The organism is Pseudobacteroides sp., assembly GCF_036567765.1.
In the GTDB taxonomy this organism is placed as follows: domain Bacteria; phylum Bacillota; class Clostridia; order Acetivibrionales; family DSM-2933; genus Pseudobacteroides.
The window spans coordinates 1-25,872 of the sequence record NZ_DATCTU010000090.1; the positions used below are offsets into that span (position 1 = coordinate 1).

General features: G+C 37.2%; 17 protein-coding genes. 9 read left to right on the plus strand and 8 right to left on the minus strand.

Translation table 11 applies throughout. From position 1 onward, the window contains the following. Positions 1-62: 62 nt before the first annotated feature. From VIO64_RS13190 to VIO64_RS13205, 4 genes are read left to right on the plus strand one after another with little or no spacing between them, the layout of a single operon-like run. Entirely contained in the window at positions 63-1,838 is a 1,776-nt protein-coding gene (locus VIO64_RS13190; protein ID WP_331919024.1) for a spore germination protein, read from the plus strand. Continuing rightward, positions 1,831-2,931: a GerAB/ArcD/ProY family transporter gene (locus tag VIO64_RS13195; RefSeq protein ID WP_331918948.1), complete on the plus strand. Its 1,101-nt coding sequence runs from the start codon at positions 1,831-1,833 to the stop codon at positions 2,929-2,931. Before VIO64_RS13190 ends, VIO64_RS13195 begins: the two co-directional genes overlap by 8 nt. Next, a complete protein-coding gene (locus VIO64_RS13200) occupies positions 2,924-4,231 on the plus strand; it encodes a Ger(x)C family spore germination protein (RefSeq protein WP_331918950.1) in 1,308 nt (435 codons plus the stop codon). The genes VIO64_RS13195 and VIO64_RS13200 overlap by 8 nt, the downstream gene beginning before the upstream one ends. Next, on the plus strand, positions 4,231-4,398 hold the full coding sequence (locus VIO64_RS13205) for a hypothetical protein (RefSeq protein WP_331918952.1): 168 nt from the start codon (positions 4,231-4,233) through the stop codon (positions 4,396-4,398). Before VIO64_RS13200 ends, VIO64_RS13205 begins: the two co-directional genes overlap by 1 nt. A gap of 12 nt (positions 4,399-4,410) precedes the next feature. Here the strand turns inward: VIO64_RS13205 and VIO64_RS13210 are convergent, their stop codons facing one another. Then, positions 4,411-4,689: a hypothetical protein gene (locus VIO64_RS13210; RefSeq protein ID WP_331918954.1), complete on the minus strand. Its 279-nt coding sequence runs from the start codon at positions 4,687-4,689 to the stop codon at positions 4,411-4,413. Positions 4,690-5,006: 317 nt separating this feature from the next. Between VIO64_RS13210 and VIO64_RS13215 the strand changes: the two genes are divergently transcribed. Further along, entirely contained in the window at positions 5,007-5,912 is a 906-nt protein-coding gene (locus VIO64_RS13215; protein ID WP_331918956.1) for an alpha/beta hydrolase, read from the plus strand. 35 nt (positions 5,913-5,947) lie between these two features. Next, positions 5,948-6,400 carry an isoprenylcysteine carboxylmethyltransferase family protein gene (locus VIO64_RS13220; protein WP_331918958.1) on the plus strand — a complete coding sequence of 151 codons (453 nt, stop codon included), beginning with the start codon at positions 5,948-5,950 and terminating at the stop codon, positions 6,398-6,400. Here the strand turns inward: VIO64_RS13220 and VIO64_RS23110 are convergent. The 7 genes from VIO64_RS23110 to VIO64_RS13250 all read right to left on the minus strand — a co-directional run bounded on the left by VIO64_RS23110 (position 6,324) and on the right by VIO64_RS13250 (position 17,683). Beyond that, on the minus strand, positions 6,324-6,674 hold the full coding sequence (locus VIO64_RS23110) for an FtsX-like permease family protein (RefSeq protein WP_414705285.1): 351 nt from the start codon (positions 6,672-6,674) through the stop codon (positions 6,324-6,326). The two genes, VIO64_RS13220 and VIO64_RS23110, sit on opposite strands and share 77 nt — an antisense overlap. A 271-nt stretch (positions 6,675-6,945) precedes the next feature. Next, positions 6,946-8,916 carry a carbohydrate-binding domain-containing protein gene (locus VIO64_RS13225; protein ID WP_331918960.1) on the minus strand — a complete coding sequence of 657 codons (1,971 nt, stop codon included), beginning with the start codon at positions 8,914-8,916 and terminating at the stop codon, positions 6,946-6,948. Between the two features lie 328 nt (positions 8,917-9,244). Further along, a complete protein-coding gene (locus tag VIO64_RS13230; RefSeq protein ID WP_331918962.1) occupies positions 9,245-11,512 on the minus strand; it encodes a carbohydrate-binding domain-containing protein in 2,268 nt (755 codons plus the stop codon). Between the two features lie 95 nt (positions 11,513-11,607). Further along, complete coding sequence (locus VIO64_RS13235; protein ID WP_331918964.1) at positions 11,608-12,294, minus strand: DUF4956 domain-containing protein; 687 nt, start codon at positions 12,292-12,294, stop codon at positions 11,608-11,610. A 49-nt stretch (positions 12,295-12,343) separates the two neighbouring features. After that, positions 12,344-13,072: a polyphosphate polymerase domain-containing protein gene (locus VIO64_RS13240; protein ID WP_331918966.1), complete on the minus strand. Its 729-nt coding sequence runs from the start codon at positions 13,070-13,072 to the stop codon at positions 12,344-12,346. 279 nt (positions 13,073-13,351) lie between these two features. Next, positions 13,352-16,156 (minus strand): beta-propeller domain-containing protein, encoded by a 2,805-nt coding sequence (locus VIO64_RS13245; protein ID WP_331918968.1) that lies wholly within the window; start codon positions 16,154-16,156, stop codon positions 13,352-13,354. Between the two features lie 174 nt (positions 16,157-16,330). Next, entirely contained in the window at positions 16,331-17,683 is a 1,353-nt protein-coding gene (locus VIO64_RS13250; RefSeq protein ID WP_331918970.1) for an S-layer homology domain-containing protein, read from the minus strand. A gap of 802 nt (positions 17,684-18,485) precedes the next feature. Between VIO64_RS13250 and VIO64_RS13255 the strand changes: the two genes are divergently transcribed. The 3 genes from VIO64_RS13255 (at position 18,486) to VIO64_RS13265 (ending at position 25,854) form a co-directional block, all read left to right on the plus strand. Then, positions 18,486-23,081, plus strand: coding sequence for a glycosyl hydrolase (locus VIO64_RS13255; RefSeq protein WP_331918972.1), 4,596 nt, complete (start codon positions 18,486-18,488; stop codon positions 23,079-23,081). Between the two features lie 157 nt (positions 23,082-23,238). Then, positions 23,239-24,582: an ATP-binding protein gene (locus tag VIO64_RS13260; protein WP_331918974.1), complete on the plus strand. Its 1,344-nt coding sequence runs from the start codon at positions 23,239-23,241 to the stop codon at positions 24,580-24,582. Between the two features lie 381 nt (positions 24,583-24,963). Next, positions 24,964-25,854, plus strand: a complete 891-nt coding sequence (locus tag VIO64_RS13265; RefSeq protein WP_331918976.1) for a phosphatidylserine decarboxylase — start codon at positions 24,964-24,966, stop codon at positions 25,852-25,854. Positions 25,855-25,872 lie beyond the last annotated feature (18 nt).

Below are 25,872 nucleotides of genomic sequence, written 5' to 3' on the forward strand. Positions count from 1 at the left end.
AATGTTTGTTTAGACTTCAGTGTTATTGTAAATACTTTAATAAAATAACACCGATGAGAGGGATGTTTTTGTATAAGAATATATTTAAAAAAATATTATCATTTATATCATATAAAGAAAAAAAGGACAACAGCTTTTACATTCCGGATGCTAGTGAGTTTAAAAAAGGAGATCAGCAGAAAAATGATAAAGGTAAGGCAATTTTTCATAGGAAGACTAAGCGTGAAATTAAAAGGCCGATTCCGATTGATCAACTTGACAAATGTGAAACTGATACTCTCATACTGGCTTCTGAAGAGAATATTTCAAACGATATTGAACTTAATATCCAGTATGTTGAAAAATGCTTTAATTATCCACAAAACAGTGACATTATCATAAGAAGACTACGAGTTGCAGGAAAGTATAAGGCGTTTATTTTTTATGTGGATGGAATGGTAGACCGTTTTACCATTAATAATTCTATTGTTAAACCGCTGATGGATTCCGGCAAGTTTACTGATGCCATTTTTGAGGAATTGACGGATTATATTATTGAAAGCGTCATTGAGACCAACCAGATTAAAAAGGTTATGACACAAGCTGCAGCAATAAAGGATATCCTTTCTGGGAATACAGGTGTCTATATTCAAGGGTACCGTTATTATATCATTTGTGAGACAAAAGGTTATGAAAAACGCAGTGTTGAAAAGCCGCAGGTTGAGGGCGTGGTTAAAGGGGCACAAGAAGCTTTTAACGAAAATTTGAGGACAAATATAACTTTGCTTCGCAGAATTTTAAAAAATAAAAACTTGACTACAGAGTTTATCGATGTTGGTAAACGGAATAACGGAAAATGTGCTGTTGTTTATCTGGATGGGCTGATAAACCCTGCAATTGTTAATGAAGTTAAAAGAAGAATTACAGGGATCAGTACTGACTTTATTATTGGTGACGGAATTCTGGAGCAGTTTATTGAAGATAATCCATGGTCTATTATTCCCTCCATATTATCTACCGAAAGACCTGATAGGACAGCATCGCATATAATTGAAGGCAAGGTGGCAATCCTGGCGGAAGGAACACCTTTTTCATTGATTGCTCCGGTTACTATTGTTGATTTGCTCCATACACCGGAAGACTCTACACTAAGATGGCAATATGGAACCTTGCTGCGGTTAATAAGATTTTTTGCAGTATTCATCGCAACTCTTCTTCCTGGATTATATGTTGCTTTGACCACATTCCACCGGGAAATGATACCAACCGATTTACTCATAGCTATTGCCAAAGCAAGAGAGAATGTACCATTTCCAACCATTGTTGAAGTATTGCTGATGGAGCTCTCCTTTGAGCTGATCCGTGAGGCTGGGATACGAATACCAGGCATTATCGGGAACACCATCGGAATTATTGGTGCATTAATATTGGGACAGGCCGCAGTACAGGCTAATCTTGTAAGCCCCGTATTAATTATAGTAATAGCTTTTACAGGCTTGGGGAACTTTGCTATACCTGACTTCAGCCTTGCATTCGGAGCAAGAATTATGAGAGTTTTTTATATCTTCCTGGGTTCGATGTTGGGTTTTTATGGAATTTCCTTGGGGATTCTGATTTCTCTGACCATACTGGTAAGTATGAAATCATTTGGAGTTCCTATGGTTAGTACAATTGCACCAAAGACCGGAGGGAGTAAAGATTTCGTTTTGAGATGGCCGTTGTGGATGCAGGAAAAAAGGCCTGACTACCTAAATGCACTTGATACCAGAAGGCAGCCCAAAATATCCAGGCTTTGGACAAAAGAGAAAGCAGCCTACAATAAGAAAAAATCTGAAAAGGGAGGTGGGGATCATGAATAGTGAAGGTAAGATAGGGGTTTTTGAGGCTGTGTGTCTTACAACGCTTATAATGACAAACAAGGTATTTTTCACAAGTATTGCATTTATTGTGCAAATGACGGGTACATCGGCATGGTACACAACTTTGGTATCCTGTGCCGCTAGTCTGATTTTCTTTTATTTTTTATACTTGTTGCTAAAAAGATTTCCGGGAAAAGACATACCCCAAATATATGAAGCAGTTCTTGGTAAAGTAGCTGGTAAATTCCTGGTTTTTTTGTTTTGTGTATTTGCAGTTTACTATTCAGGTTCTACATTAAGAGAATTCGTGGAAATGATCAAAGTATATAATCTACCCCAAACTCCCACAAGCATCATTATGATCAGCTTTTTGCTGGTTGCAGTTATAGTATCATATTTCGGATTTGAATGCATGGCACGGGTATGTGCTATCTGCTTCATACCCACAGTGGCAGGCTTGCTGTTGATTTTACTGCTTGCTTCACCTTCCTATAGTTCCAATCTGCTCAAACCTTTCGGAGGTTATGGAATTGATGTGACTTTAATGAGCGGCTTTTTAAGAAGCTCGGCCTATATGGAGTTTACAATCTTAACCATAGTAACCGGTGCAATCGGGGGATACGGAAATTTTAAGAAAATCGGTGTAATCAGTATATTGCTCACAGGAGTGATTTTTTCAACTTCAATCTTTTGTTATCTGCTGGCATTTGGATACTCATCAGGAAGTGAAAATATTTCGGGCATATTTGAACTATCGAGATCAATTTATTTTAACAGATTTTTTCAGAGAGTGGAGTCGATATTTTTATTTATCTGGGTCATTTCTTCTGTAATAACAACTACTGTAACTTTTTATATAAGCATACTTATATATTGCAAAATATTTAAAATAAAAAATCACAGGCCTTTGATTTTGCCTTTTGCAGTATTGGTATTTATTGCTGCCATATTGCCTCGAAGTATGCAGGAAATTACACAGGTCAATGTGGTATTCCTGCGACAATACAGTATGTTTGTGGCGTATATTCCATCAATTATTGTTCTCATAATAGCATGGATTTTTAAGAAGAGGGGGCAGAAGGCGGGTGCATAAGAAGTGTTATGTTTTAGTTCTTGTTATTGCTATATTTTTTAGCTGTTTATCGGGATGCTATGATGCAAGGGAGATTGACGACGAGGTTTATGCTATCAGCATAGGTGTGGACAAAGGTGTTAACAATAAGCTGAGACTAACCGTCCAGTATCCGACATATAAAGGGGGTAGCGAAGGGAGCAGCGGAGGGGGACAGGATCAAAGCGGAATACAAAGCAAGAATGTACAGGAGGGAAGCAATATAAATACTATTGAAGCTCCTACTGTCCTTGAAGGTATTGATATGTTAAGCATGGCGATTTCACGCAGGGTCTCATTATTCCATACAAAGTGTCTCATATTTTCGGAGGATTTTGCAAAGCTTGGTGTGGAGGGGTATATGGGAGGGTTTGAGCGGTTCAGGGAGACAAGGACCACTATGTCTATCATTGTAACAAAAGGAAAGGCTGAGGATTTTATTAAAGAAAGCAAATCCTATATCGGAAGCAGCCTTTCGAAATCAATAGAGCTTTTATTGGCACAATCAGGAATATCAGGTTTTTTTCCGCAAATAGAGTTTTCAGAATTTTACAGAAATCTTTCATCCACCTATAAACAGCCCATAGCTTTATATGGTGGAGTAAATGATTTTAAAAACCTTAAAGAGGAGGATGTTGAGAATCCACCTTTAGTGGCAGGTAAGGGGTTTTTACCGGGACAGTTGCCAAGAAGGGGAGTATCAAAAAGAGAGTTGGTAGGTATTGCTATATTTGACGGCGGAAAGATGGTTGGGTCACTTGATTCCTATGAAACTACATACTACATGATGCTGACAGGTAATTTCAAGAATGGTATAGTGTCTATTCCGGACAAATATAGTCCTGAACATGCAATAATATTTAATCTTCATAATAGCAGGAAACCAAAGGTTAAAGCTTACTTTAAGGATGGAAAGCCGGTTATAGACTTGAGAATTGCTATGGAGTCTGAAATATATGCAATACAAAGCCGCATGAATTACGAAAAGCTTTCAATGGAAGAGGATATTGAGTCCCAGATTGAAGAATTCTTATTGAAAGGAATGAATGATGCCATAAAGAAGACACAGAAGCAATATGGTGTGGATATTTTTGGTTTTGGCGGGTGGATGGCGGGTAATTTTTTTACTATTGATGAATGGGAGAACTACAATTGGCTTTCACATTATAAAGATGCTGCAATTAATTTGGATTTGCATGTTGATGTGAGAAGAACAGGTTTGATTTTCAATTCTGAACCCATATTTACAATTAAAGGGAAGGAACAAAGGACTACAAAATAATGATTTACTTGCTGATTATTCTTTGTGTTGCCATAGGATATTATACTTGTACCTATGGAGTATTCATACTCAAAAATGAGAAAAACATGCTTGCTGCCATAGGGACTATTTTGCTTGCAGTTATAAGTACCGTTGTGTCTATCATAGTTTTGTTTTTAAAGTATTAACCTATGTACTTGTTATTGCCTATTTACTAGGACCTGACCAGCAATTTTTCTTAAATTTATATAGCCTGCATTTACTCCTAAAGTCTGTATTTCCGCTAGTGCAAAGAAGGATTTATCACCATTTCCTTGTGTTGCATCCCAAGCAGCATAATAACCAAAATCCAATGTCACGGCATCCGTTGCCATAGCCGGAAAGGTTGAAGATAAAACCATATTATTTCCTAAAAAAGCATCATCGGTCTGTCCGCCTTTAGCTGTAATATATTGTGAACTGGCATCATGATGTAACATAGCGTCTTTTTAGTAAGCAACAGTAATGTTGTTATTACCCCCCAACTTAAATAAAACTGATGATATAAAGTTTTTTGAGAATATTTGTACAATACTTTTAAACAAATGCCTTAAAAAGATAAAGCCTCAGAGGTTATTATCCTTAGGTGCAAGACTGTTCATTGGTCTACCTGATACTCAAGCCTCAAAAATGTATTTTTTGATCGTGCCTAAAATGAAACAGTTGACATATGAACTAACACTTCGTATAATATTTATAAATATATGAATATATGATCATGCGTTACAATTACAATGTGCTGACAGGGGGATAAGCAATGATTTTAGCCATATTTTTAATTATTGGAGTATTAGTCGCAGGAATTATGAACTATCTCATCCGTAGAATAACAAATAATAAAGCTGATGTATCCTGGTTTAGTCCTGAAAACCTAGTGGAAATCAATGGCATAAAAACTCATATCATTGTCAGAGGTGAGGGAGAACCTTTACTATTCGTTCATGGAAGCCAAATGAACTTATATGATTTTAACCGCAACGTAGACTTTTTTTCAAGGCACTTTAAGGTGTATGCCTTTGATATGGTTGGCTGCGGCTTTACCGATAAACCAAAAGCAGACTATTCTCCACGGTATTTTTCTGACTTTATTAATTATGTTATGCTACATTACAATATCGATAAAGCTTCGTTTGTGGCAAGCTCATGGGGAGGCGGCCATGTATTCCATTTTGTATTGAACTATCCCGAAAAGGTTAATAAATTAGTCATGTCATCACCCTGCGGTTTTAAGCACGAAATGATGTCATGTTATAATATTTTATCTATCCCTGTTTTGGGTAAACTAGCTTTACTGTTTAACTCCAAATCCCTTGTCAGAAGTGAGTTATGCAAGGCCTTTCATGATAAAAGTCTTGTGGATGAAGAACTTGTTCGTTCAGTATATGTTCCTTTTTATACTCATGGATGTATTAATGCAACAGTTAAATCTGCCAGGAACGATGATTTTAGCTTTGTTCAAAACAATTTGGAAAAGATCGACGCCCCTGTGTTGCTGATTTGGGGATCTTGTGATAAGATCCATCCAAAATGGATGATGGATGAAATGCAAAATAGGCTTAAGAACTCACAACTGTGTATTTTAGATAATGTAGGACACTTGCCGCATAAGGAGGCATTTAATGATTTCAACAAATGTACATTTGAATTTTTGGTTAATGGTTAGGTAAAGGGACTGAATCGGCACATGATTATATAGGAATGGTATTTAAACTTATTTTTCTGGTCATAGGGATTTATGGAGTATGCTATAGCTTTATTAATGTACAAAAGATTGATTATTTGGACACAAAGGAAATTAATATTATTGGAATATTGCTGTCTTTAGTTTCACTTGCACTTATTATTGTCGCTCAAAGGACAATGGCAAATTCCTGGCGTATAGGTATTGATGAAAAGGTTAAGACGGATTTGGTTACAACTGGTGTATTTAAGCTTATAAGAAACCCAATTTTTACAGGGATGCTTCTAATACTGATAAGTCTGTTTTTAATGATCCCCACATATTTTACAGCCTATTTGGCGGTATTAAGCTATATTATTATAAACATCCAGGTAAGGCTGGAAGAGGAATTTCTCACACGAGTTCACGGCAAAGCCTATATAGAGTATAAGTCAAAAGCGGGAAGGTTTTTGCCCAAATGGAGAAAATAGAAAATAAAAGCTCCCTCAAAATGTTACCATGTCTGAGGGAGCAATTGCTCATCAATATGCCTAACACATAGCAAACACCACTGGATATAGCAACACTTGGGATTATAGAGATAAGGTAAGACCAAAAAACTTCCTTAACATTTATCTTTAGAATCTTATTGTTAGTGTAACCTAAGACTTTAAGTGTTCCCCATTCTCTCCTTCTATCGATAACGTTGGTCATGGTTGCATTATAAACGCTTGCGAAGCCCATAAGTATACCAAATAATATCATTACTGAAATAAAGACATTCAATCCTCTTTACGTTTATATGGTCTTCTATCTGTTTTCTACTTTCATCAAAATCTTTTTGATTAGTATTGATATAAACACCGCTTACAAGATTTTTTATATTTAAAATATCTTCCAGCTCAGCAATGTTTACATAACCACTTATTAATCTGATTTTACAATAATGTTTTAAAGTATGCAATATTGTGAAAAAGACCTCAAAACATTTTTTAGTTTTAAGGTCTTTCTTTTATTTTAAATCTTTAAAAACAGCTTACCAGGGAAAGCCGCCGCTGCTCCAGTTAACTGTAGTGGTTGGAGATTTGTTGATTGTTACATTTGTCGAAGTTCCGCCGCTATAGGTACCTCCAGTTATTACTCCGTTCACTGTAGTGCCTCCTGAAACAGTGCCACCGTAAGAAACTGTATATGTAGAGCCGTTTTTAAGTTCAGGGGAAGAGAATACTATGTTTATATAATTGCGAATTGGTTTAGTCATGAGAAGTATTTTTCCAGTTGAATCCTTTATACAAACAGCTGAGTTTGCAGACTGAGAAGATGATAGACCTACAGCTATTGAATACTGTGCGGATGCTCCATTTGGATATTGTGCCATCATCATAGCTGGACCCGTAGCTAGTAGTGTCCCGCCAGTCACTGTTAATGGCCCATTGCAGTCAAGGGGTACATTAGGTGAGGATTGAGGTCCGCTTACCACAACTGTACCACCTTTAATTGTAATTGAGCCATTACTGTCCACAGAATCTCCACTTGCTGAACTTGCATATAAGGACCCGCCGGTAATTATTGTTTGGCTGCCGTCATTAGTTTCTGTACGCTTGCCCATACTGGAATTAGTAGCATCGTCAGTTGCTATAATTGATATTGTTCCGCCATTTATATTAATAAGCTTGGACTCAATGCCTTCTCTAGATTTTGTTATGTTAATATTTCCACCATTGATTGTTACTGAGACATAGGAGTTTAGACCTTGACTTCCGGCAGAAAGGGTTAGTGCTCCATCATCAATGAGTAAGTCTTCTGTTTCGCATTGCAAACAATCTTTTGTGCTTGTAATGTTTAATGTACCGCCTTTAACATGAACTTGTCCATTGGCATGAATACCGTCTGATACCGAAGATTTGACATTTATGATACCATTTTCGATAATAACATCGTCATCGCTTGCAATTGCATGATTATAATTTCCTGTAATATTTAAAGTTCCACTGCCTTTTATCTCCAGGTCATCGTTGCTGAATAATGCAGCTTTAAGCGTTGAGTCGCTGTATGTTCTTCCATCGGCTAGTGTATTGATAGTATCCTTATCCAAAGTAATAAATAACTTGTCGGCATTTTTGCCATAAATTGCAGGACCTGATGAGTTTGTTATACTTGCATTACTTAATCTTAGCTTGACTCTCTCTGTGGTATCCACCAGAATCATACCGTTTGTCAAAGTTCCTGAAACAGTATGATCACCGCCTGCTGTAATTTTCACAGTAGAACCACTGACAGATATGCCTGTTCCTGTATAGGTTATTGTAGAACCTAGATTAATTGTACCGGTATTTAACTGCCATGCATCTGAAGGATCAACTGATGTGGTAGGTGTGGGAGTAGGTTTTGTAATAGGTGTTGATGAAGTTATGGTAGTCGGTATAATCGTAGGTGTAACGGTGGAATAACTGTTGGAAGTACTTCCAAAGGCTGTTGCTAAAATTATTACATCTTCCATATTGATGGAGCCGTTTACATTTATATCTGTACTGACACTATATTTTGCATCATTTGTAACTGCATTAAAACTATTAGCTATTTTTATGACATCACTCATGTTTATAGTGTCATCTTGTGTGATATCACCTGCGATTATACTTACAGGCGAATTTGCTGAGCCAAAATTAATATTTCCTTGCTGGCCTGGTATATTACTAAATGTTCGTGATAAATAACCGCTTTTGCTTATTTTTAAAGTGAATCCCGACTGACTGGGTGCTACATTTGCTATTTCAAAATATCCATTGTTATCAGTTGTTGCACTCATACCGTTTTCTGATACTAAAACACTGAAGTTTGAATACAAGTTTTTGTTTGTTGTTGTAAAGGATGGCTTTACATAACCTGATATCTTGTATCCTGAGACTTGTCCACCCTCTGCAGACACGTTTAAAACTGCTGCAGGTACCATTAATGTGGTTAGTACCATGGCACCTGTGATAAGCCCATGCAAAAAATTTCTCATTTTAATCCCCCTTTAAATTTTTGTTAATTTATGTTTTTATAGCTTTTATAGTTATACAAAGACATGAGATTTTTTAGTGGGGTAATCCTCCTTTTATCTATATAGTTATTCAATTAATGTTTGGATTTTGCTGGGGTTTTGGTTAAATACGGAAGTTTTTAGTAAAATATAAGGAATTAGACTATATTAAAGGCATTAATAATCTTACATCTGTGATAGATTATTAACTTTTAATATTATGAACTAATTCCTTGTAAGATACCAGATTATTTTTATTGCAAATTAGGGGTACCTGCTGCCAGCAAATAATTTGTAGTTACCGGACTGATTAAAAGGTTACTGTTGATACTATAGTCCCTCCACTGTAGGTTCCCCCTGTTATTAAACCGTTTGCTTCAGTACCGCCTGTAACAGTACCACCTGCATAGATAGAGTACGTAGTACCTGTTAGAAGCTCAGGTGAAGAGAAAACTACTGAATTATAGGCATATTTAGGTTTGCCTGTAATGAGTGCTTTTCCTGTAGAATCCTTTATGCAAAGAGCAGCAGCAGCTGTTTGTGCCGATGAGAGCGTTACAGCTATTGATTGCTGATAGGATGCATCTGTTGGTAATTGGGAAACGTTTACATTAGAACCAGCTATTAGAACTGTTCCTCCGTTTATTGCAAAAGTAATGTATGGGTCTAAAAATGCTGCAGGTTGTGATTCAGGCCCATATCCAACAACAGTACCGCCGTTTATTGTTATTGAACTGCTGGTGCTAAGGGGATTTCCTTTTTTTGCATTCAGTAATACTGACCCGTTGTTTATTGTAATTAAAGGAGCTTCTATACCTTCATCGCTCTTTGTAACAGTGAGGGTGCCGCCATTTACTACTACTCCTGTATCTGATACCAATCCTTGACCGCCTGCAGAAAGAGTAAGTTTGCCGCCATTTATTACCAGTTCCTCATCTTCGTTTTGAATGCCGTCTTTGGATGCAGTAATGTTAAATGTTCCACCTGTAATTTCAATTGCTCCATTGACATGTATACCGTCACTTACAGCGGATATAACATTTATAACTCCATTTTCCAAAAGAACATCATCCTTTCCGGAAATAGCATGGCCGTAATTACCTGTTATATTGAGAGTTCCCTTACCTTTAATCTCCAAGTCGTCACTGCTGAAAAGTGCAGCATTGGCATTTGGATCGCTGTATATTTTTCCGTCGATAAGTGTGTTGGTCGTACCTTCCTCAATAGTAATATAGAATTTGTCTGCATCATTGCAATATATTGCAGGACCGGTTGAATTGGTTATGCTTGCACCGCTTAATCTCAATTTAACCTTTTCAGTAGTGTTAATGTATATCATGCCATCAGTCAAGGTGCCTTTTACTGTATGGTCTCCTCCCGATGTGATATTCACAACAGAACCGTTTACCGATATACCTGCACCTGTATAGGTTATTGAACTTCCTAAGTTAATTGTACCTGTATTGAGCTTCCATGCATCAGGATCTACAGGGGTAGGAGTTGGAGTAACCGGAGTCGGTGAGGCCGTAGAAGATGGTGCAGCTGAAGGAGTAACCGCAGGATAGTCGCTTGAAGTATTACCGAAGCCCTTGGCCAGAATTATTACATCTTCCATGTTTATGGAGCCGTTCATGTTTATGTCTGCCGCTGCATTGTAGTTTGCATCGTTTGTTATTGCGTTAAAGCTATTGGCTATTTTTACAACATCGCTCATGTTTATGGCATTGTCCTGTGTAATATCCCCTGCCCATATTTCTACGGGAGCAGCAGCAGACCCTATTGATACATTACCTTGAACAACAACGCTGCTGATTGTACGTGTGAGATAGCCGGCTTTGCTTATTTTTACTGTGTATCCGGCACTGCTTCCCGATACATCGGATATTTCAAAATATCCATTGGAATCAGTTATGGCACTTTTGCCATTTTCTGATAGTATAACTTTGAAGTCCCCGAACAGGCTTTTGTTTAAGGTTAAAAAAGATGGTTTCACATATCCGGATATCTTGTTGCCTGTGTTTGGGGTGCTTGAAATGTTTCTGCTGCGTGGTGTCGGGGTTGAAGCGGTTGTGAATTCAGAGGCACCGTCTGTTATTCGGCTGTAGGATTGATCATCCGCAAGTGCCGGAAATTTCACAGAATCCACTATTGTGCCGTCAGCCTTTTTTAATGTTATAGTTTCTCCTGCTGATGTCAGCTTAAAGTTTGTATGTATTTGTCCGTCTGCTGCTACTTTGCTTTTGTCAGACGCCCATATCAACAAATATCCGTTAGAAGGAACTGTTCCTTGCGAGATAGTCCAGCTTGCTCCATCGTCAGAAATGGTATAACCTGCTAAATTAACAGGCTGGCTGCTGCTATTGTAGATTTCAATCCAGTCTGAATAGGCACCGCCCAATGCTCCGCTTTTTGCATCATCCACGTCTCCGTCTCTAATGGTAATAGTGTTTGCTGCCATAATTTCGTTAATAAACAATGCTTGTCCCGCTTCTGCGGATACCTTTAAATTTAATGAAGGAGCCATTGCTGTCGCTAGAATAAGTGTACCTGTAAGAATACTAGGTATGAGTTTTTTCATAGTTAATCCCCCTTTAGAATAGTTTTATTTTTCCATGGCTAATTTATCTATATACTATATTATAACAAAGTAATTGCCTCAAATCTCAAAAGTTATTAATATGGAGCAACATCGGCGTTCATTGACAATATGATGTTTAAATTACCGTTTCTGCAGCGTAAAGCATCAAGAAAATCCTTTTGGTTGATATCTTCTTTAATAGTTATAGTGTATACAAGTTCGAACAATGAGCCCAAATCAGTAGTCTTTACTTTTCTTAATTCATAGCTTATCGTATACTTTTCAAAAATATCATCAAAAACCCCTTGATAATCTAAATCCTCGGGAATGGTGATTTTCAACATCTTGCTTGCTACTTTGCTTACTCCAAAGTTTGTCATGTTTAAAACTGCCATGAACAAGCATAACAAAACGGTAAACAGTACAGCATATCCTAATAAACCTACACCGCATGCAAGACCGGCTGCCATCGCAAATAATACATAAGAAATATCCTTTGGATCACCCGCCGTGCTTCTGAAGCGGATTATGGCAAATGCCCCTGATAAACTGAAAGCCCTTGCTATATTGCTGCCAACCAGCAGTATGATGATGGCAATTATTGAGGGAACCATTACCAGAGTCAGAGAAAAACCCTGTGGTGCTGTCCCCTTTTTGTTTGTTTTCATAAACGTAAAGCTTATGATTATGCCTAATAAAAATGCAGCAAAAACGGTTAAAATTGAATTACCCAAATCCAGTTTAGTTGCTACGTTAGCAACATCAAATATTTCGTCAAGCATTTCTTTTCATTTCCCCCTAGAATAAATTTTTATCTCTTTTTATCTTTATTTACATAACTGCCTGTGAATTTTTTCTTACCAAAGTTTTGAATTCTGTTCCGTATTTCGAAAAGCTTCTCTTATATAGTTTATATTCGCTTAGCATCCTAGTAAGCCAAATGGGAATAGTTTTCTCAGCTTTTACTTCCATTAGCCAGACATCCTTATTCAGAAGTTGTTCACCATGATCTCCTAACTCCAGTCTCAGGTCTTCTCTTCTTGTTCGAATATTTGTATCGAAGGTGATGCGCAGGTCTCTATTGTCTATGCCAAAGTACGCTTTCCTGTCATATGCCAGATAAAGTTTGGGTTCTAAATCATAAACAGATAGAAAGTACTCAATTTCATTGAGAACCTGCTTGTTCATATACTTTTTGAGTTCGGGTTTTTGGCCGGTTGCAACAAAATCATAGGCTTCGCTTAATGTTAGTTTGGTTCTTCTTTTATTGACCAGCCCACATACTTTTTTCTTTATTTCCAGATAGACTTTATCTTCTAGAGAAGGAACACCATAAGCTCGCAAGCGTAGTTTTTCCTTATACTTGGGTTTGGACAATGACTTTCGGATAAGGTGATGATCTTTGGTATCATAGTAAATGTTTGCGATTGTGTAAAAGTCATGCTTTTTATTGTACTCATCCAATTCCATGTACTGATCCAGTGTACGAAGAACCTTTTCATAGGTATGTGTGTTCATCATGAATTTTTTTTCATACCTATTAAATACTTCAATTGCCATAACAGACTACCCCCTTAGAATTTTTATTTAATACTGCTCCATCTTCTAATGATGGCAGCAATTTATATTTTAATTAATTGGATTTAGCCAATTAATCTTGTACGATTTTATTAATTAAATTCGATTAGTATTTTCATGATAATTAACTATTCCACCTATAGGTTACAAGATTTGAGTTTATTTTCAGTCACTAAAACCAATATAAATTTTACTATATTTTAATATTATATTAATCCAGTATAAAAATCTTCGCGAAGTTGTGGCAGTAGTTGCCAAAGCCTATTTAAGGTATAGGATGCCGGACTCCTTCATGTCTTTATAGTTTGTCGCCTTAATGCAGTTACCTGATAGTGTATACAACACATCATCTATGTATAATATCCTCTCTATAAAAGAGGGATCTTTGGTGATGTAATCATTGGAAACAGCAGGAATATCAGACTGTGTGTCATGAGAGATTTTTCCCCGAAGCTTAAACCCTTCACTGCTGCTTACATTATAAACGTAGGCCCCCTGAAATTTGATTCTTCCAAAAGACCAATCATCTATTGCATTGGCCATATTATCGGTTTTTTCGGCAACACTGACAGGGAACGCCATGAGGCCAAGGTGCTTCATATATAAAAGTGCTTTATGATTTCTAAGGAGTCCAGAATCGCTTCCTCTGTCTCCGATTATTTCAACAAATTTTTCCTTTGGGTTGTTTACATCCGTCACATCAAACAGGGCCATTTTGATGCCTTGGTACCAGGAAAAGCCTTCATTTCCGCCTTTGGTATCCTTACCGAATCCTATAATATGGTTTTCGTCGTAGGGATGCAAGTACTCGCTGTAGCCCGGAATTTTCAGCTCTCCAAGGACTTTGGGATGCCTTGAGTCTTTCAGGTCAATGACAAAAAGAGGATCCACATTCCTAAATGTTACCAGATAAAGCCTGTCGCCCATAAAACGGGTAGAGTATATTTGCTCACCTGGAGCAAGCCTATTTAGAAATCCTATTTGTTTTAATTTGTCGTCCAATATATAGACACTGCTGGAGGAATCTCTGAAGACACTGCTTTGGACTGCCAGCCTTAGATTGCCGTTGTATTCGTCCATGGAAAACTGATTATGAAGCCTGCCGTCCACAAAAGTCGTGTCGCATTCTCCCAGACCGTCACCTTGTATTTTTATCCTGTATATATAGGTGCCATAGTTATAAAAGTCATATCTTTGGCTGTCATCAATATTATTCCAAAAGTCGCTTAACCCCATTTTTATGGCCGCTTGCGAAGATTCAGCCATATATATATATTTCTCAGAGACATAAATGGTGTCTGTGTTTCCGGCATATGCCTTTACAATGGAGGGAGAAGCTTGATTATCCATGGGGAATACAGATATATAATTAACCCAGTGTATGCCTTTATTGGAAGACGATAAATAATAGGCATTATTATAGTCAAAATCTCTAGTTGATTGTTTTGTAGACGTATCATAATACTCAGGATAAATAATTTCATTGTCATTTGATTTCACACTTGATGTTGTAATAATATATAACTTGTTTTCTATAAGTCTTGAGGACTTATAGGAGCCTTTTAACTTCAATGTTCTTTCTAGTGCAGGGTTTTTGGGGTTAGCAATGTTATAAGTCCTGACTATCGTATTTTGCGAATTGTCATAGTAATATGGATGATCTAATTCATATTCACTGCTGCCATCTCCCAACACTACGGATATATGGTTTTTATACAGCATTATTTCAACAGGTGTCAGATTTTCCAAAGAAAAGCTTTTGGTAAACTCAACTTTCATTTGATCTACAGGAGAAGCCTTTGCTATTACAAGATCCCTATCCTTTATATAATATATATGCTTTCCATCGGTCTTGACAATATCAGCCTCATCAATATTTTCAACCTGCGTATTTGTGCGGGATACAGAATTAGAGGACTTATAAGATGCTGAATCACTTTTACTCATTTCCAATCCAACGCTTCCTGAATAGAAGGAATCAAATGCCTCCGGGTTTCCCAGAAAACCTGTACAAAGCAAGTAAGGCAGTTCAAGCTCATTTGATCTGTATGTATTGGGGTTATCTGTGAAGCTTTTTATTATGCTTGTGTATCTTGTTTTGCTTTTTAGTGCCTCAATTCCCGGTTTCGGTGATGCCGACAGATTTACAAGACCTGTAATGAAAATAAATGCATTAAAAATGATAATGAGAGATATGAGTGCGGGGAACAGCAATTTTCCTGCTAATTTCCAATATGATTTTTTGTTTGTATAATCTCTATTGTGTCCTGCAGAATTTAACGTACTGGAGTATTTGTCTGTCATTATCTCGAATGAGGACAAGCAGTCTTTTCTCATTTTAAATGATATTATTGTAATTGTGTTGAATATTAGGAATACGGAAAAAAGTAGTAGAGTACCTTCCGGATTAATGGACTTTATGTTGTATTTCTGCTTAAGCATGGTCCATACAACATAAAGCAAGATTATGGACAGGTTCTTGAAGAATTCAATTAAAAATCCTTTTGTGAAATCTGCAGAAAATGTATAGGAAAAGCTGCTTTTATATCTCAATATTATAAGACTTTTTATATTAGCTCCAACAAAATCCAATAGGCCTAAAATGGACGATACAAATATTAAAAAGATCACTAAAGAAAATAGCCCGTTCATTGAATTAATTGAAGCGGATATATATATAAGACCTGCTAAAAGCATACCAAATGCAACAAGCCTTACTATTAGCGACAAGATGAAGTACAGGCTATATTGAAGTATTATTTTTTTAGTAGGGAAAGAAAAAATATCTTTTATAGATAAATGCCTTTTGTCAAGGTTTAGCATTATTGATGAAATAAAGAGGCATAACATTATGAAGGTTATAGCAAAAAACACGGTTGTCAGTAGGCCTCCATGAGTTAGATCAACGCCTGATTTTCTTAATAACACGTCTTCCCAGGAAACAAATGCAGAGAGTGTTAAGAAAATAATCTCCAATACAGTTAAGCTTGCAACCATGAGCAGGAATCTAAGTTTGTATTTTGAGAAAAATTCTTTAAGGGATATTTCACCATCAGTGTGAACCATATGCATTCTCCTTTTTGCAATAATTGATTTTAATATATCATCAAATGGCTTTAGGAACTGATAACAATATTATACTACGAATCTGCAAAAAAGAGTATTTTAACATAAAGGCTGCAAGCCTACATTTGCACTTGACAAAAGTAATCTTGCAGCACTTATTGAGTAGATTATTAATTATCTGAAATTAGGCTTGTAATCCGTTGCGAGAAGTTTCTTGTTTTCAATGGGGATATAGCTTGATATGGGATTGTTTTCAATAAATAAAACTATGAGAGGCAGGTTTCTAAGGGAAGACAGATCTGTCACATTATTCTCAATCATATATAAAAACTGCATATTATTTAATGATGCAAGAACATTTATATTACAGATGTCATTTCCGCTTATGTCTAAAGAATCCAGAAGAGGGAATTCCGATAGGAATGAAATATCGGGATTCTTGTTGTATTTCATATACAGGGATTTGAGGCCTTTATTTTCTGTAAGGGGACTGAAATCCGATATAAGGTTTACATCTGCACTGAAGAACTCCAATTCAGTAAGATTCTTTAAGGGAGAAATATCTGATAGCTTGTTATTGTCTACTCTGATAGAATTAAGGTTCTTTAGGTATGCAAGCTCGGAGATATCTGATATATTGTTATTTGATATATCCAACGAAATAATATTTTTAAATCTCCTCAAACCTTCAAGACTTGTTAGGTTGCAATTTTTTAAGGATAATATTTCAGTTGATAGTATATCTGCTTCTGATAGGGGGGTGCTCAACTCGCTTTCTGTTACAGGGATCTTTTTCTTAACAAGTAGGTATGCCTTTATTGCTCTTTCTAGAGTGGCATCCATTGTTATTTCAGGGCTTGAAGTTTTAATGTCCTGGTTTTTCAAAGTTTGGCCCGACATTTCTGATGGCACCGATTCTTTCGCAAGATCTGATTTTTCTGCAGCTAAAAGCACCATTTTACAGGCTTCTGCATGTGTCACCAGGTTATTAGGCTTGAAAAAGAGACCGTCCGGGTCGTTATACCCCGATATAACTCCTTTATTGCTAAGAGTTATTATGCTTTCAAAAAACCACTGTTTTTTATTGACATCACGAAAGGGATTATTTTCTGACGGAATATCTGGTAAGAAAAAGGATTTGTATAAAATTGCAGCAAATTCAGCTCTTGTAATGTTATTATAAGGCTTGAAGGTTCCGTCGCTATAGCCATTAATAACATCCGCATTAGCAAGCTTCAAAACAGACTCTATAGAGGTTTTTTCACAGATGTGTATATCAGCAAACCGGGTGTTTTCTTTTTGAGGAAGCTCAATTAAGTGGCTTGCGGAAATGCAATCTATAAGGCATGCTGTTTCTAGTCGGTTAAGGCTTTCATTTGGATCATGGGTATCGTTTTTTAGTGCACCTAATTCTTTGCAGGTGTTGAGATATTTGTCATACCATGCCGCGTAGCCTTTAACTGAAGGAAGCACTGTAAACATTACTGCGATGCATACTAAAACCTGGACAAGCATTCTTTTCTTCATTTCCAAAACCCCTTTCGTATTTTTGATATAAATAATGAAAAACAAAGATCTATAAATACCGAAAGTATTGGACACATAGTGCTATGTGTTTATTAGTCCAAACATAATATATGCTAATATTTATATTAAATTAGTTGGTTTTGCTTACTATTATGATATGCTTGATGATAAATTGAAAATTCTTAATATAATTATTTCACTATTTTTAAATAAAGTCAATCTATCTATATATAACCAAAATAAGGTATAGTATACCAATGAATCTAAAATAAAAGTAGTTCATGGGCTGCAATATAAAAAGTAGTTATTGTAAGATTAATAGCACTTTTATGTATTTATAGAACAATAATAATACTTTGAAAATTATGTTTGGGTATTTGTAGAAAAGTAATACAGTGATATAATTATATACGTGAAAATATATTTTGTTGAAAACACAGCACAGATAAAAAATTAAGCATTAAATCATAATATATAGGCATTAATGCAGCTTAAACAGCAAGTCTATGGTTTTTTATCTATAAACTCTAAAATACAAACAAAAAAGATAGAAATTATAATACCATTTAGTCTTTTGCTTTTCGCATAGCCGCAAAATCATTTCATGATTTTGTTAGTGTCTAGGAAATTATGGTGTATGCTACACCATAATTTCTCGCGACAACAACCAAGGTTGACAAAATCATTTCATGATTTTGTTAGTGTCTGCTTAATATCAAGGAAAGGAAGGTGTTTTGTATTATTGGCATTAAATCGTAGACTAAAGAGGTATTGAATAACTTTATTTTAGGAGGATACGTTAATGTTGAGGAAAAGAGTTTTAAGTGCTTTTGTGGCTCTCGCTACTACGGCAGCATCTTTTGCCATGCCTATAGGTGCAGGTGCAGCATATGCCGCTGACGAAAACGAGGCTATTAACATTTCAGGTTATATCACACCTGATTTTATATCCAATAACAAACCCATTAAAGAGGGGTTTAAAGTCTCGGTGCTAGGGACTGAACTCACTGGGGTTACTGACGCAGCAGGATTTTTCAGGATTGATGGAGTTCAAAAGCAAGATGCTTCATATAATCTTATCATATCCAAGCCGGGCTACCTTTCAAGATTGGTAAAGAATGTTCCGGGAAATAACAAGTCCCTTGTTTCTACAAGCGAGAAACCATTAAATCTTTGGGCTGGTGATATCCCCAAAAACGGTGCTGCCGATAACATGATAAACATGGCTGATGTTTTTGCAATTGCCAAAGCTTTTAATTCGGTTGCCGGTGATGTCAATTTTAATGCAGATGTTAACTTTGATTTAGACGCAACAATAAGCATGCAGGATGTTGTTATTTTAGCCAAACATTTTGGTGCTACCCCTGCGGATTATGAAGACGCTGCTATTATAACTCCTACACCGACAAGTACGCCTGTACCCACAAATACACCAACGCCTACGCCTACAGGAAAGCCATCACCTAAAACAGATATAAATGTTTATAAGGACGGCTTGTTAATAGGCTGGCAGGATTGGTCTTGGACATGTGATAGGGATTTTGCAAATTCAGAGGTTGCTAAGGAAGGTAATTCTATTGCTGTAACATATACAGGAGCATGGGCAGCTTTATCGCTTTACAGTCCTACAAAGATTGACACTGCAGGATATGAAAGCATCAACTTCTGGGTAAATGGCGGAGACAGCGACAAGAATTTGGGATTGTACTGCATAACAGATGCTGTTGCTGATACTGCAAGTGCAACAGTTGAGTTTACTGCAAAAGCAGGAGAATGGACAGAAGTTAAAATAAAATTAAGCGAATTGGGTAACCCTGAGACAATTCAGAGAATAAACATCCAGGAACGTTCAGGTGCAGCCCAGACTACAATATACATTGACAATCTTACACTGGCCGCAATACCGGTACAGGTGTCTGCAAAGACTTTCACAGTTTATGACGATGCTTTAGCAGCTGGATTGCAGGATTGGTCATGGAATGCTTCAAAAGATACAGAAGTGACAACTACTGTTAAAAATGGAACCAAGTCACTTGGAGTAACGTATACAGGTGGATGGGCTGCATTATCACTCTACAGCCCAGAAAAAATAGCTACAGAAGGCTATGACATGATAAAATTCTGGGTAAACGGCGGAGACAGTGATAAGAAAGTTGGTTTCTTTATTACCAAGGATGCAGCAGATGACACATCCCTAACGCCTAAAGTAGAGTTCACTGCAAAAGCTGGAGAATGGACAGAGATCAAAATTAAATTAAGTGAACTTGCAAACCCTGAGACAATCCAAAGGATTAATTTCCAGGAAATGGGTGGCTCGGCTCAAACGCAGATATACTTTGATGATATAGTGATTTCGGGTACGCCTGTGGTACAAGACAAGATTTTAAAGTTGTATGAAGATTCACTTCCAGCTGGCTTCCAGAACTGGTCATGGAGTTCTCAAGTTGATTTTGCAAACACCACCAATGTTAAGGAAGGATCGGGGTCAATCTCTGTAGAGTACACAGGTGCATGGGCTGCATTATCATTGTACAGTGCACAGGTAATAAATACAGCAGGATATGAAAGCATCAAATTCTGGGTAAACGGTGGAGACAGCGACAAGAAATTGGGATTCTCAATAATGAGAGATGCTGCAGATGAGACATCAACAAGTCCAAACATCAACTTCACTGCCAAAGCGGGAGAATGGACAGAAATTACTATGAAATTGAGTGAGCTGGGGAGTCCTGCAGCAATCCAAAGAATAAACATTCAGGAGCTTGCCGGATCAGCCCAGACTCCGATATATATAGACGAGATTCGTTTGGTAGGCAGCGGAACAAATGAACCGAAGCCTACACCAATTCCGGATCCAAATCCTGGCCCAAGAACAGATAAGGCTAAAATATCAACAAGCGGATATGATGTTAGTCCTATTGATGCAGTGGATGTAAACGCTACAAAAGAAACAGCCTCATTATTTGCAGCGTTAAAGGGTATCGGCGGTAAAAACCTTATGTTCGGGCAGCAGCATGCCACTACATTCGGACTTACAACAGGCGGAAGCAAGGATGGAACTCAGTCCGACGTAAAGAATAATGTTGGTGCATTCCCGGCAGTATTCGGGTGGGATACCCTTTCTATTGAAGGTAAAGAGTCACCTGGAAATATTTCTTTACCTGTCGAGAAAAACATTAAATTGCTTGCAGATGTGGTTAAGAAAGCACATGCCACAGGCGGTGTAATAACATTAAGTGCCCATATGCCTAACTTTGTAACAGGTGGAGACTTCTATGATCTAAATGGAAATGTGGTAACACATATTCTGCCAGGCGGATCAAAGCATGCAGAATACAATAAATTCCTCGATAATATTGCAACTTTTGCAAACAGTATAGAGGATGAAAACGGAAATTTAATACCAGTTATATTCAGACCGTTCCATGAAAATACAGGAAGCTGGTTCTGGTGGGGAGCTGCATTCTGTACTCCTGATCAGTACATAAAGCTGTTCCGTTATACCGTTGATTACTTAAGAGATGTTAAAGGAGTTCATAATTTCCTCTATGCATATTCACCTTCAAGTACCTTCAGCACAGAAGAGGAATACCTTGAGCGTTATCCCGGAGATAATTATGTTGATGTATTAGGTTTTGACCAGTATGATGACAGCGGAAGCATGACTTCTGAAGAGAGATGGATGAAGTCCATAGTCAGCCGCACAGAGCTGTTGACAGAGATGGCAGATAAGAGGGGTAAGGTTGTAACAATAACAGAAACAGGTATTGCCAGCGGAATCAAGAAAGAAAACAATGTTAATAAAAGCTGGTTTACAACCCTTCTTAATGCATTGAAGGAAAGTGCGGCTGCAGGCAAGAATAAGGCTGCATATATGTTGGTTTGGGCAAACTTTGATATGAATCAGTTCTGGGTGCCATACATGCACCATTCCATATATGGTAACAGTGAACTCTTGCAGGACTTTGTCAATTTCTACAACGACGACTTTACAGTATTCAGCGATACAATCAACGGCTTCTATGATCTGGATGTTGATACTGTTGCTGAAAAACCCTATATGTACATTTCAAACCTCTATGATGGAACTACAGTAACAGGCCCTACCAATGTGAAGGCTAAGGTATTTGCTAATGGCAAGACTGTTTCGTCAGTAACATTAAAGACTCCCAGCAATGCAGCATTAGCAATGACAAAGGATACTGACGGGCAATACAGTGCCCTTTGGACTCCACTCAAAGAGGAGAATGGTACAAAGCTTAGTTTGACTGTTACAGTGAAATATTCTGATGAAACAATACAGGAAGAAACAATAAGCGTCAAAGTGTTGGGCGAAGTTGTTTTAAAGAAGTTTACTTTTGATACCGAGCTTGGTGATGTGACTTATGACGGTTCATATGCTCCTGAGGATGCCAGTGTAACAGGAACTGTTTCATATGACAGTGGACTCAAGGCAATAAAGGTTGATTCCAAGTTTGTTGATAACGGTGACAGCAGTGATTGGACATATGAGGAATTAAAAGTTAAGCTTTCGGGAATAAATAATGCTGTAAATATGTCGGATGTTAATAAGGTAGCGTTTGATATAATTCTTCCCGAAACTGCCAAGGACACATTGTTTAAGCCGTATACAATGGCGTTGATGCCTGCTGAACCAGGGTATAAAAAATATGGGGAGGGTGCATTGGAGCTCCGTCTCAGTGACTTCAAGCAAGACACTGAATCTACAGGTGACTACGGAAAGATGTACCGCTACAATGTGGTTGTGGATCTGGAGGATAGAACAGCAACGGCTTTAATAATGGCTTTTGTGGCTTTTGACTGGAATTATGAAGGTCCTATATTTATAGATAATATAGCCTTTATAAATGGTATTAAGCAAAAACCTTCAGATCCTGCATTGGTTGATGATTTTGAGGGCTATTTCAGCGATAATGAAGAGCTCAAAAATGCTTACACTCAAGCAGGGGATTCTTCAACTGTTTCCCTTGTGCCTCATAACTCAGGAAAGGCTGTTAAATTTGATTATACCATAGGTACAAATGGGTACAGCGGTATTGTCAAACAAACAGGTGGTGTTGATTGGAGCAGCATGAACGCATTATCCATGTGGATTACTCCTGATGGATTAAATCAGAAAATGGTTGTTCAAATCAGGGCTAATGGTATTTATTTTGAGGCTTATCCAGTGTTTGCCGATTCAGCTGAAAAAAACCTTGTGTTTAGTTTCTCAGGTTTTACTCCTGCACCATGGGAGTCAGAGGCTAATAAGGCAGCTGCTTTGAAAGATAACCTCAACAGCATCGAAGCTGTAGGCATATATGTTAACCAGGTGGATGATTTTACTGGAAACGGAACATTGATAATGGATGATATTAAAGCCATTAATGTAGACTAATATCTTTTAAAACATTTATAATTATAATAGGGCGGGTTTAAGCTGATCCCGCCCTTTTAATACCAAGGTTGTAAAATTGCAAGCGAATTTGTTAGAATCCGGTAAAATGCGATGCACGCTGCACCATAGAAGATGATGATAAAGGGAGTGTTGGAGCATGATTGATAAAATAAGAGAAGCTAATATATGCTTAGAATCTATAACAATTTATAGAGGTATTTTGCAGGATGAAGTTATTTCAAGTTTTTATAAGATGATTAAATATATTGATAATAATGATATTGATGTGGTTAATTTTGTGAGATTTTATAGTGAGTTTTATCATGTACTGACCAAAAACAATTCCTTCAATTCGTTTGATTTTTATGTTATTAAACGAATGATTTATAATGAGAATGTATTTAATGAATATGTAAGCATAAAAAGTGCTCAGAGAATAGATGAAAACGTACTAAGGGCTGTTGAACATGATCTGGATTGCTTGCAAAAAATAGCACAGCTGACATCGTCTGAAATAAAGGATTATGTTGCTTCAGTTCTTTGTAAGGATGAGTCGGAGAAACATTTAGTCAAAGGCTTGCCTGAATGGGAATTTTCCAAGACATCGGCAGACGGGATTGTAAGTGAAATAATGGGCCAGTTAATGTCACAGGAAAACTGGCAAAACTCTTTGGAAGCACTTGTAGAATTTCACAGAAGCAAGGGAGCAGGAAAGTTTGTACAGTATAAAGGATTCATATGGGAAAATTGTGGGAAGGCTGGCTGCCTAAAAGGCATCGAAACCCCTGATCCGGTCAGATTATCGGATTTGACAGGTTATGAGCTTGAACGAAAAGAAGTAATTGATAATACAAAGTTTCTACTTAAGGGATTAAGGGCTAATAATGTCTTGTTATACGGTGATAGAGGAACAGGTAAATCCTCGACAGTGAAGGCAATTCTTAACGAGTATTGTGACGAGGGGCTAAGAATGATTGAGGTTCCCAAAACTTATTTGTCGGATTTGCCGGAGATAATAAGGCTAATTAAGGGTAAGCCCCAAAAGTTTATTCTTTTTATTGATGATCTTGCTTTCGAAGACAGTGAAGAAAGCTATACGGCACTAAAGGCAGTTCTTGAGGGAGGATTGGAATGCAGGGCACAGAACGTGGTAATTTATGCAACTTCCAACCGCAGACATCTAATTAAAGAAAAATTCAGTGACAGAGCTGGGCTAATGTCAAGCAACTATGACGATGAAGTAAGAGCCGGAGATACAATACAGGAAAAGCTATCTTTAGCAGATCGATTCGGTATAACTGTCACCTTTACTCTACCTGACAAAAAAAGGTACCTAGAAATAATTGACAACCTTGCAGCAAGCAGAGGCCTCAAAGTAGACAGGGACTGGCTGCACCAGGAGGCTATGAAATGGGAGCTTTTGTATAACGGACGCTCGCCGAGGACAGCCCAGCAGTTTATCGACTGGATAGAAGGATTAAACAGTTTAGGTCTATTGTAGTAAGATGTATTTCAGGGATAGACAATAATATCTATTAATTTGCATATATTGCGATTGAAATATATAAAGGAAGTATGATAAATTTATCTTATGATTAATATTTGACGGCTAAGGTTATATATTTAAATGAACCCTTCTATTTAATAATTATATAAAGATAAAAAGACTGGCCCGTGGGCGAGTCTTTTTATTGTGGGGCAAATTATGGTGAAATCTGCTCCCTAATTAAATTCTCTATAACATATAGATTTACTTTTTATGATAAAAGACATATAATATAATTTAAAATTGTTAAATAATTATCATTGTTTAGGCATAGTCAAAAATAATTATAGTTATAAATATTAAGTTTTTTCAACCTGGACGTTGGAGGGAGATAAATTGATAAAGGTCTACAATAGACAAACAAAAGAGTATGAGGTAGAAAATGTTGCTGGAGACAAGTTTTTAAATGTTCTTTATGGAACCGTTCCTGGCAAGGTAGGTCTGGAACTTCTGATAAAAAGGAAGCTTTATTCAAGTATCTCAGGTGTGTTTTGTGACAGCAGGAAAAGTGCAGGACTAATAAAAAAGTTCATTGACGGTTATGGTATAGATGTATCAGAATGCCGGGATGATGTATGCAGCTTTAAAAACTTTAACGAATTTTTTATAAGGAAAATGAAACCACACACAAGGCCCTTTGACAAGGACGCCAGCAAGCTCCTTTCACCAGGAGATGGGAGGATGTATGCATGGCAGGATATCGATATAAACAAACTGGTTCAGGTAAAAGGGTTAACCTATTCACTTGGAGACCTGTTGATGGATAAAAGCCTCGCCGCCGGATATGAAGGAGGGACACTTATTATTTTAAGGCTTTGTCCTTTGGATTATCACAGGTTTCACTTTATAGACGGAGGAACCTGCAGTAAAACCATAAAGATAAAAGGACACTATTATTCAGTTAATCCTGCAGCTTTGAAAACTATTGCCCGAGTATACTGCCAGAATAAAAGAGAGTACAGTATTCTAAAGTCAGAGAACTTCGGTAATGTTTTATATGTGGAAGTGGGTGCAACATCGGTTGGATCAATTATTCAGACATATGCACCCGACCAGCGTGTCACAAGAGGGGATGAGAAGGGGTACTTCAAGTTTGGAGGCTCAACTCTTATTATGATTCTGAAAAAAGGTACAGTTAATATTGATGATGAAATCCTGGAACAAACTGAGGCGGGATTTGAAACCAGGGTATTAGCCGGAGAGATCATAGGAAACAAGCAGAAATAAAGAGAAAATAAAATAGAG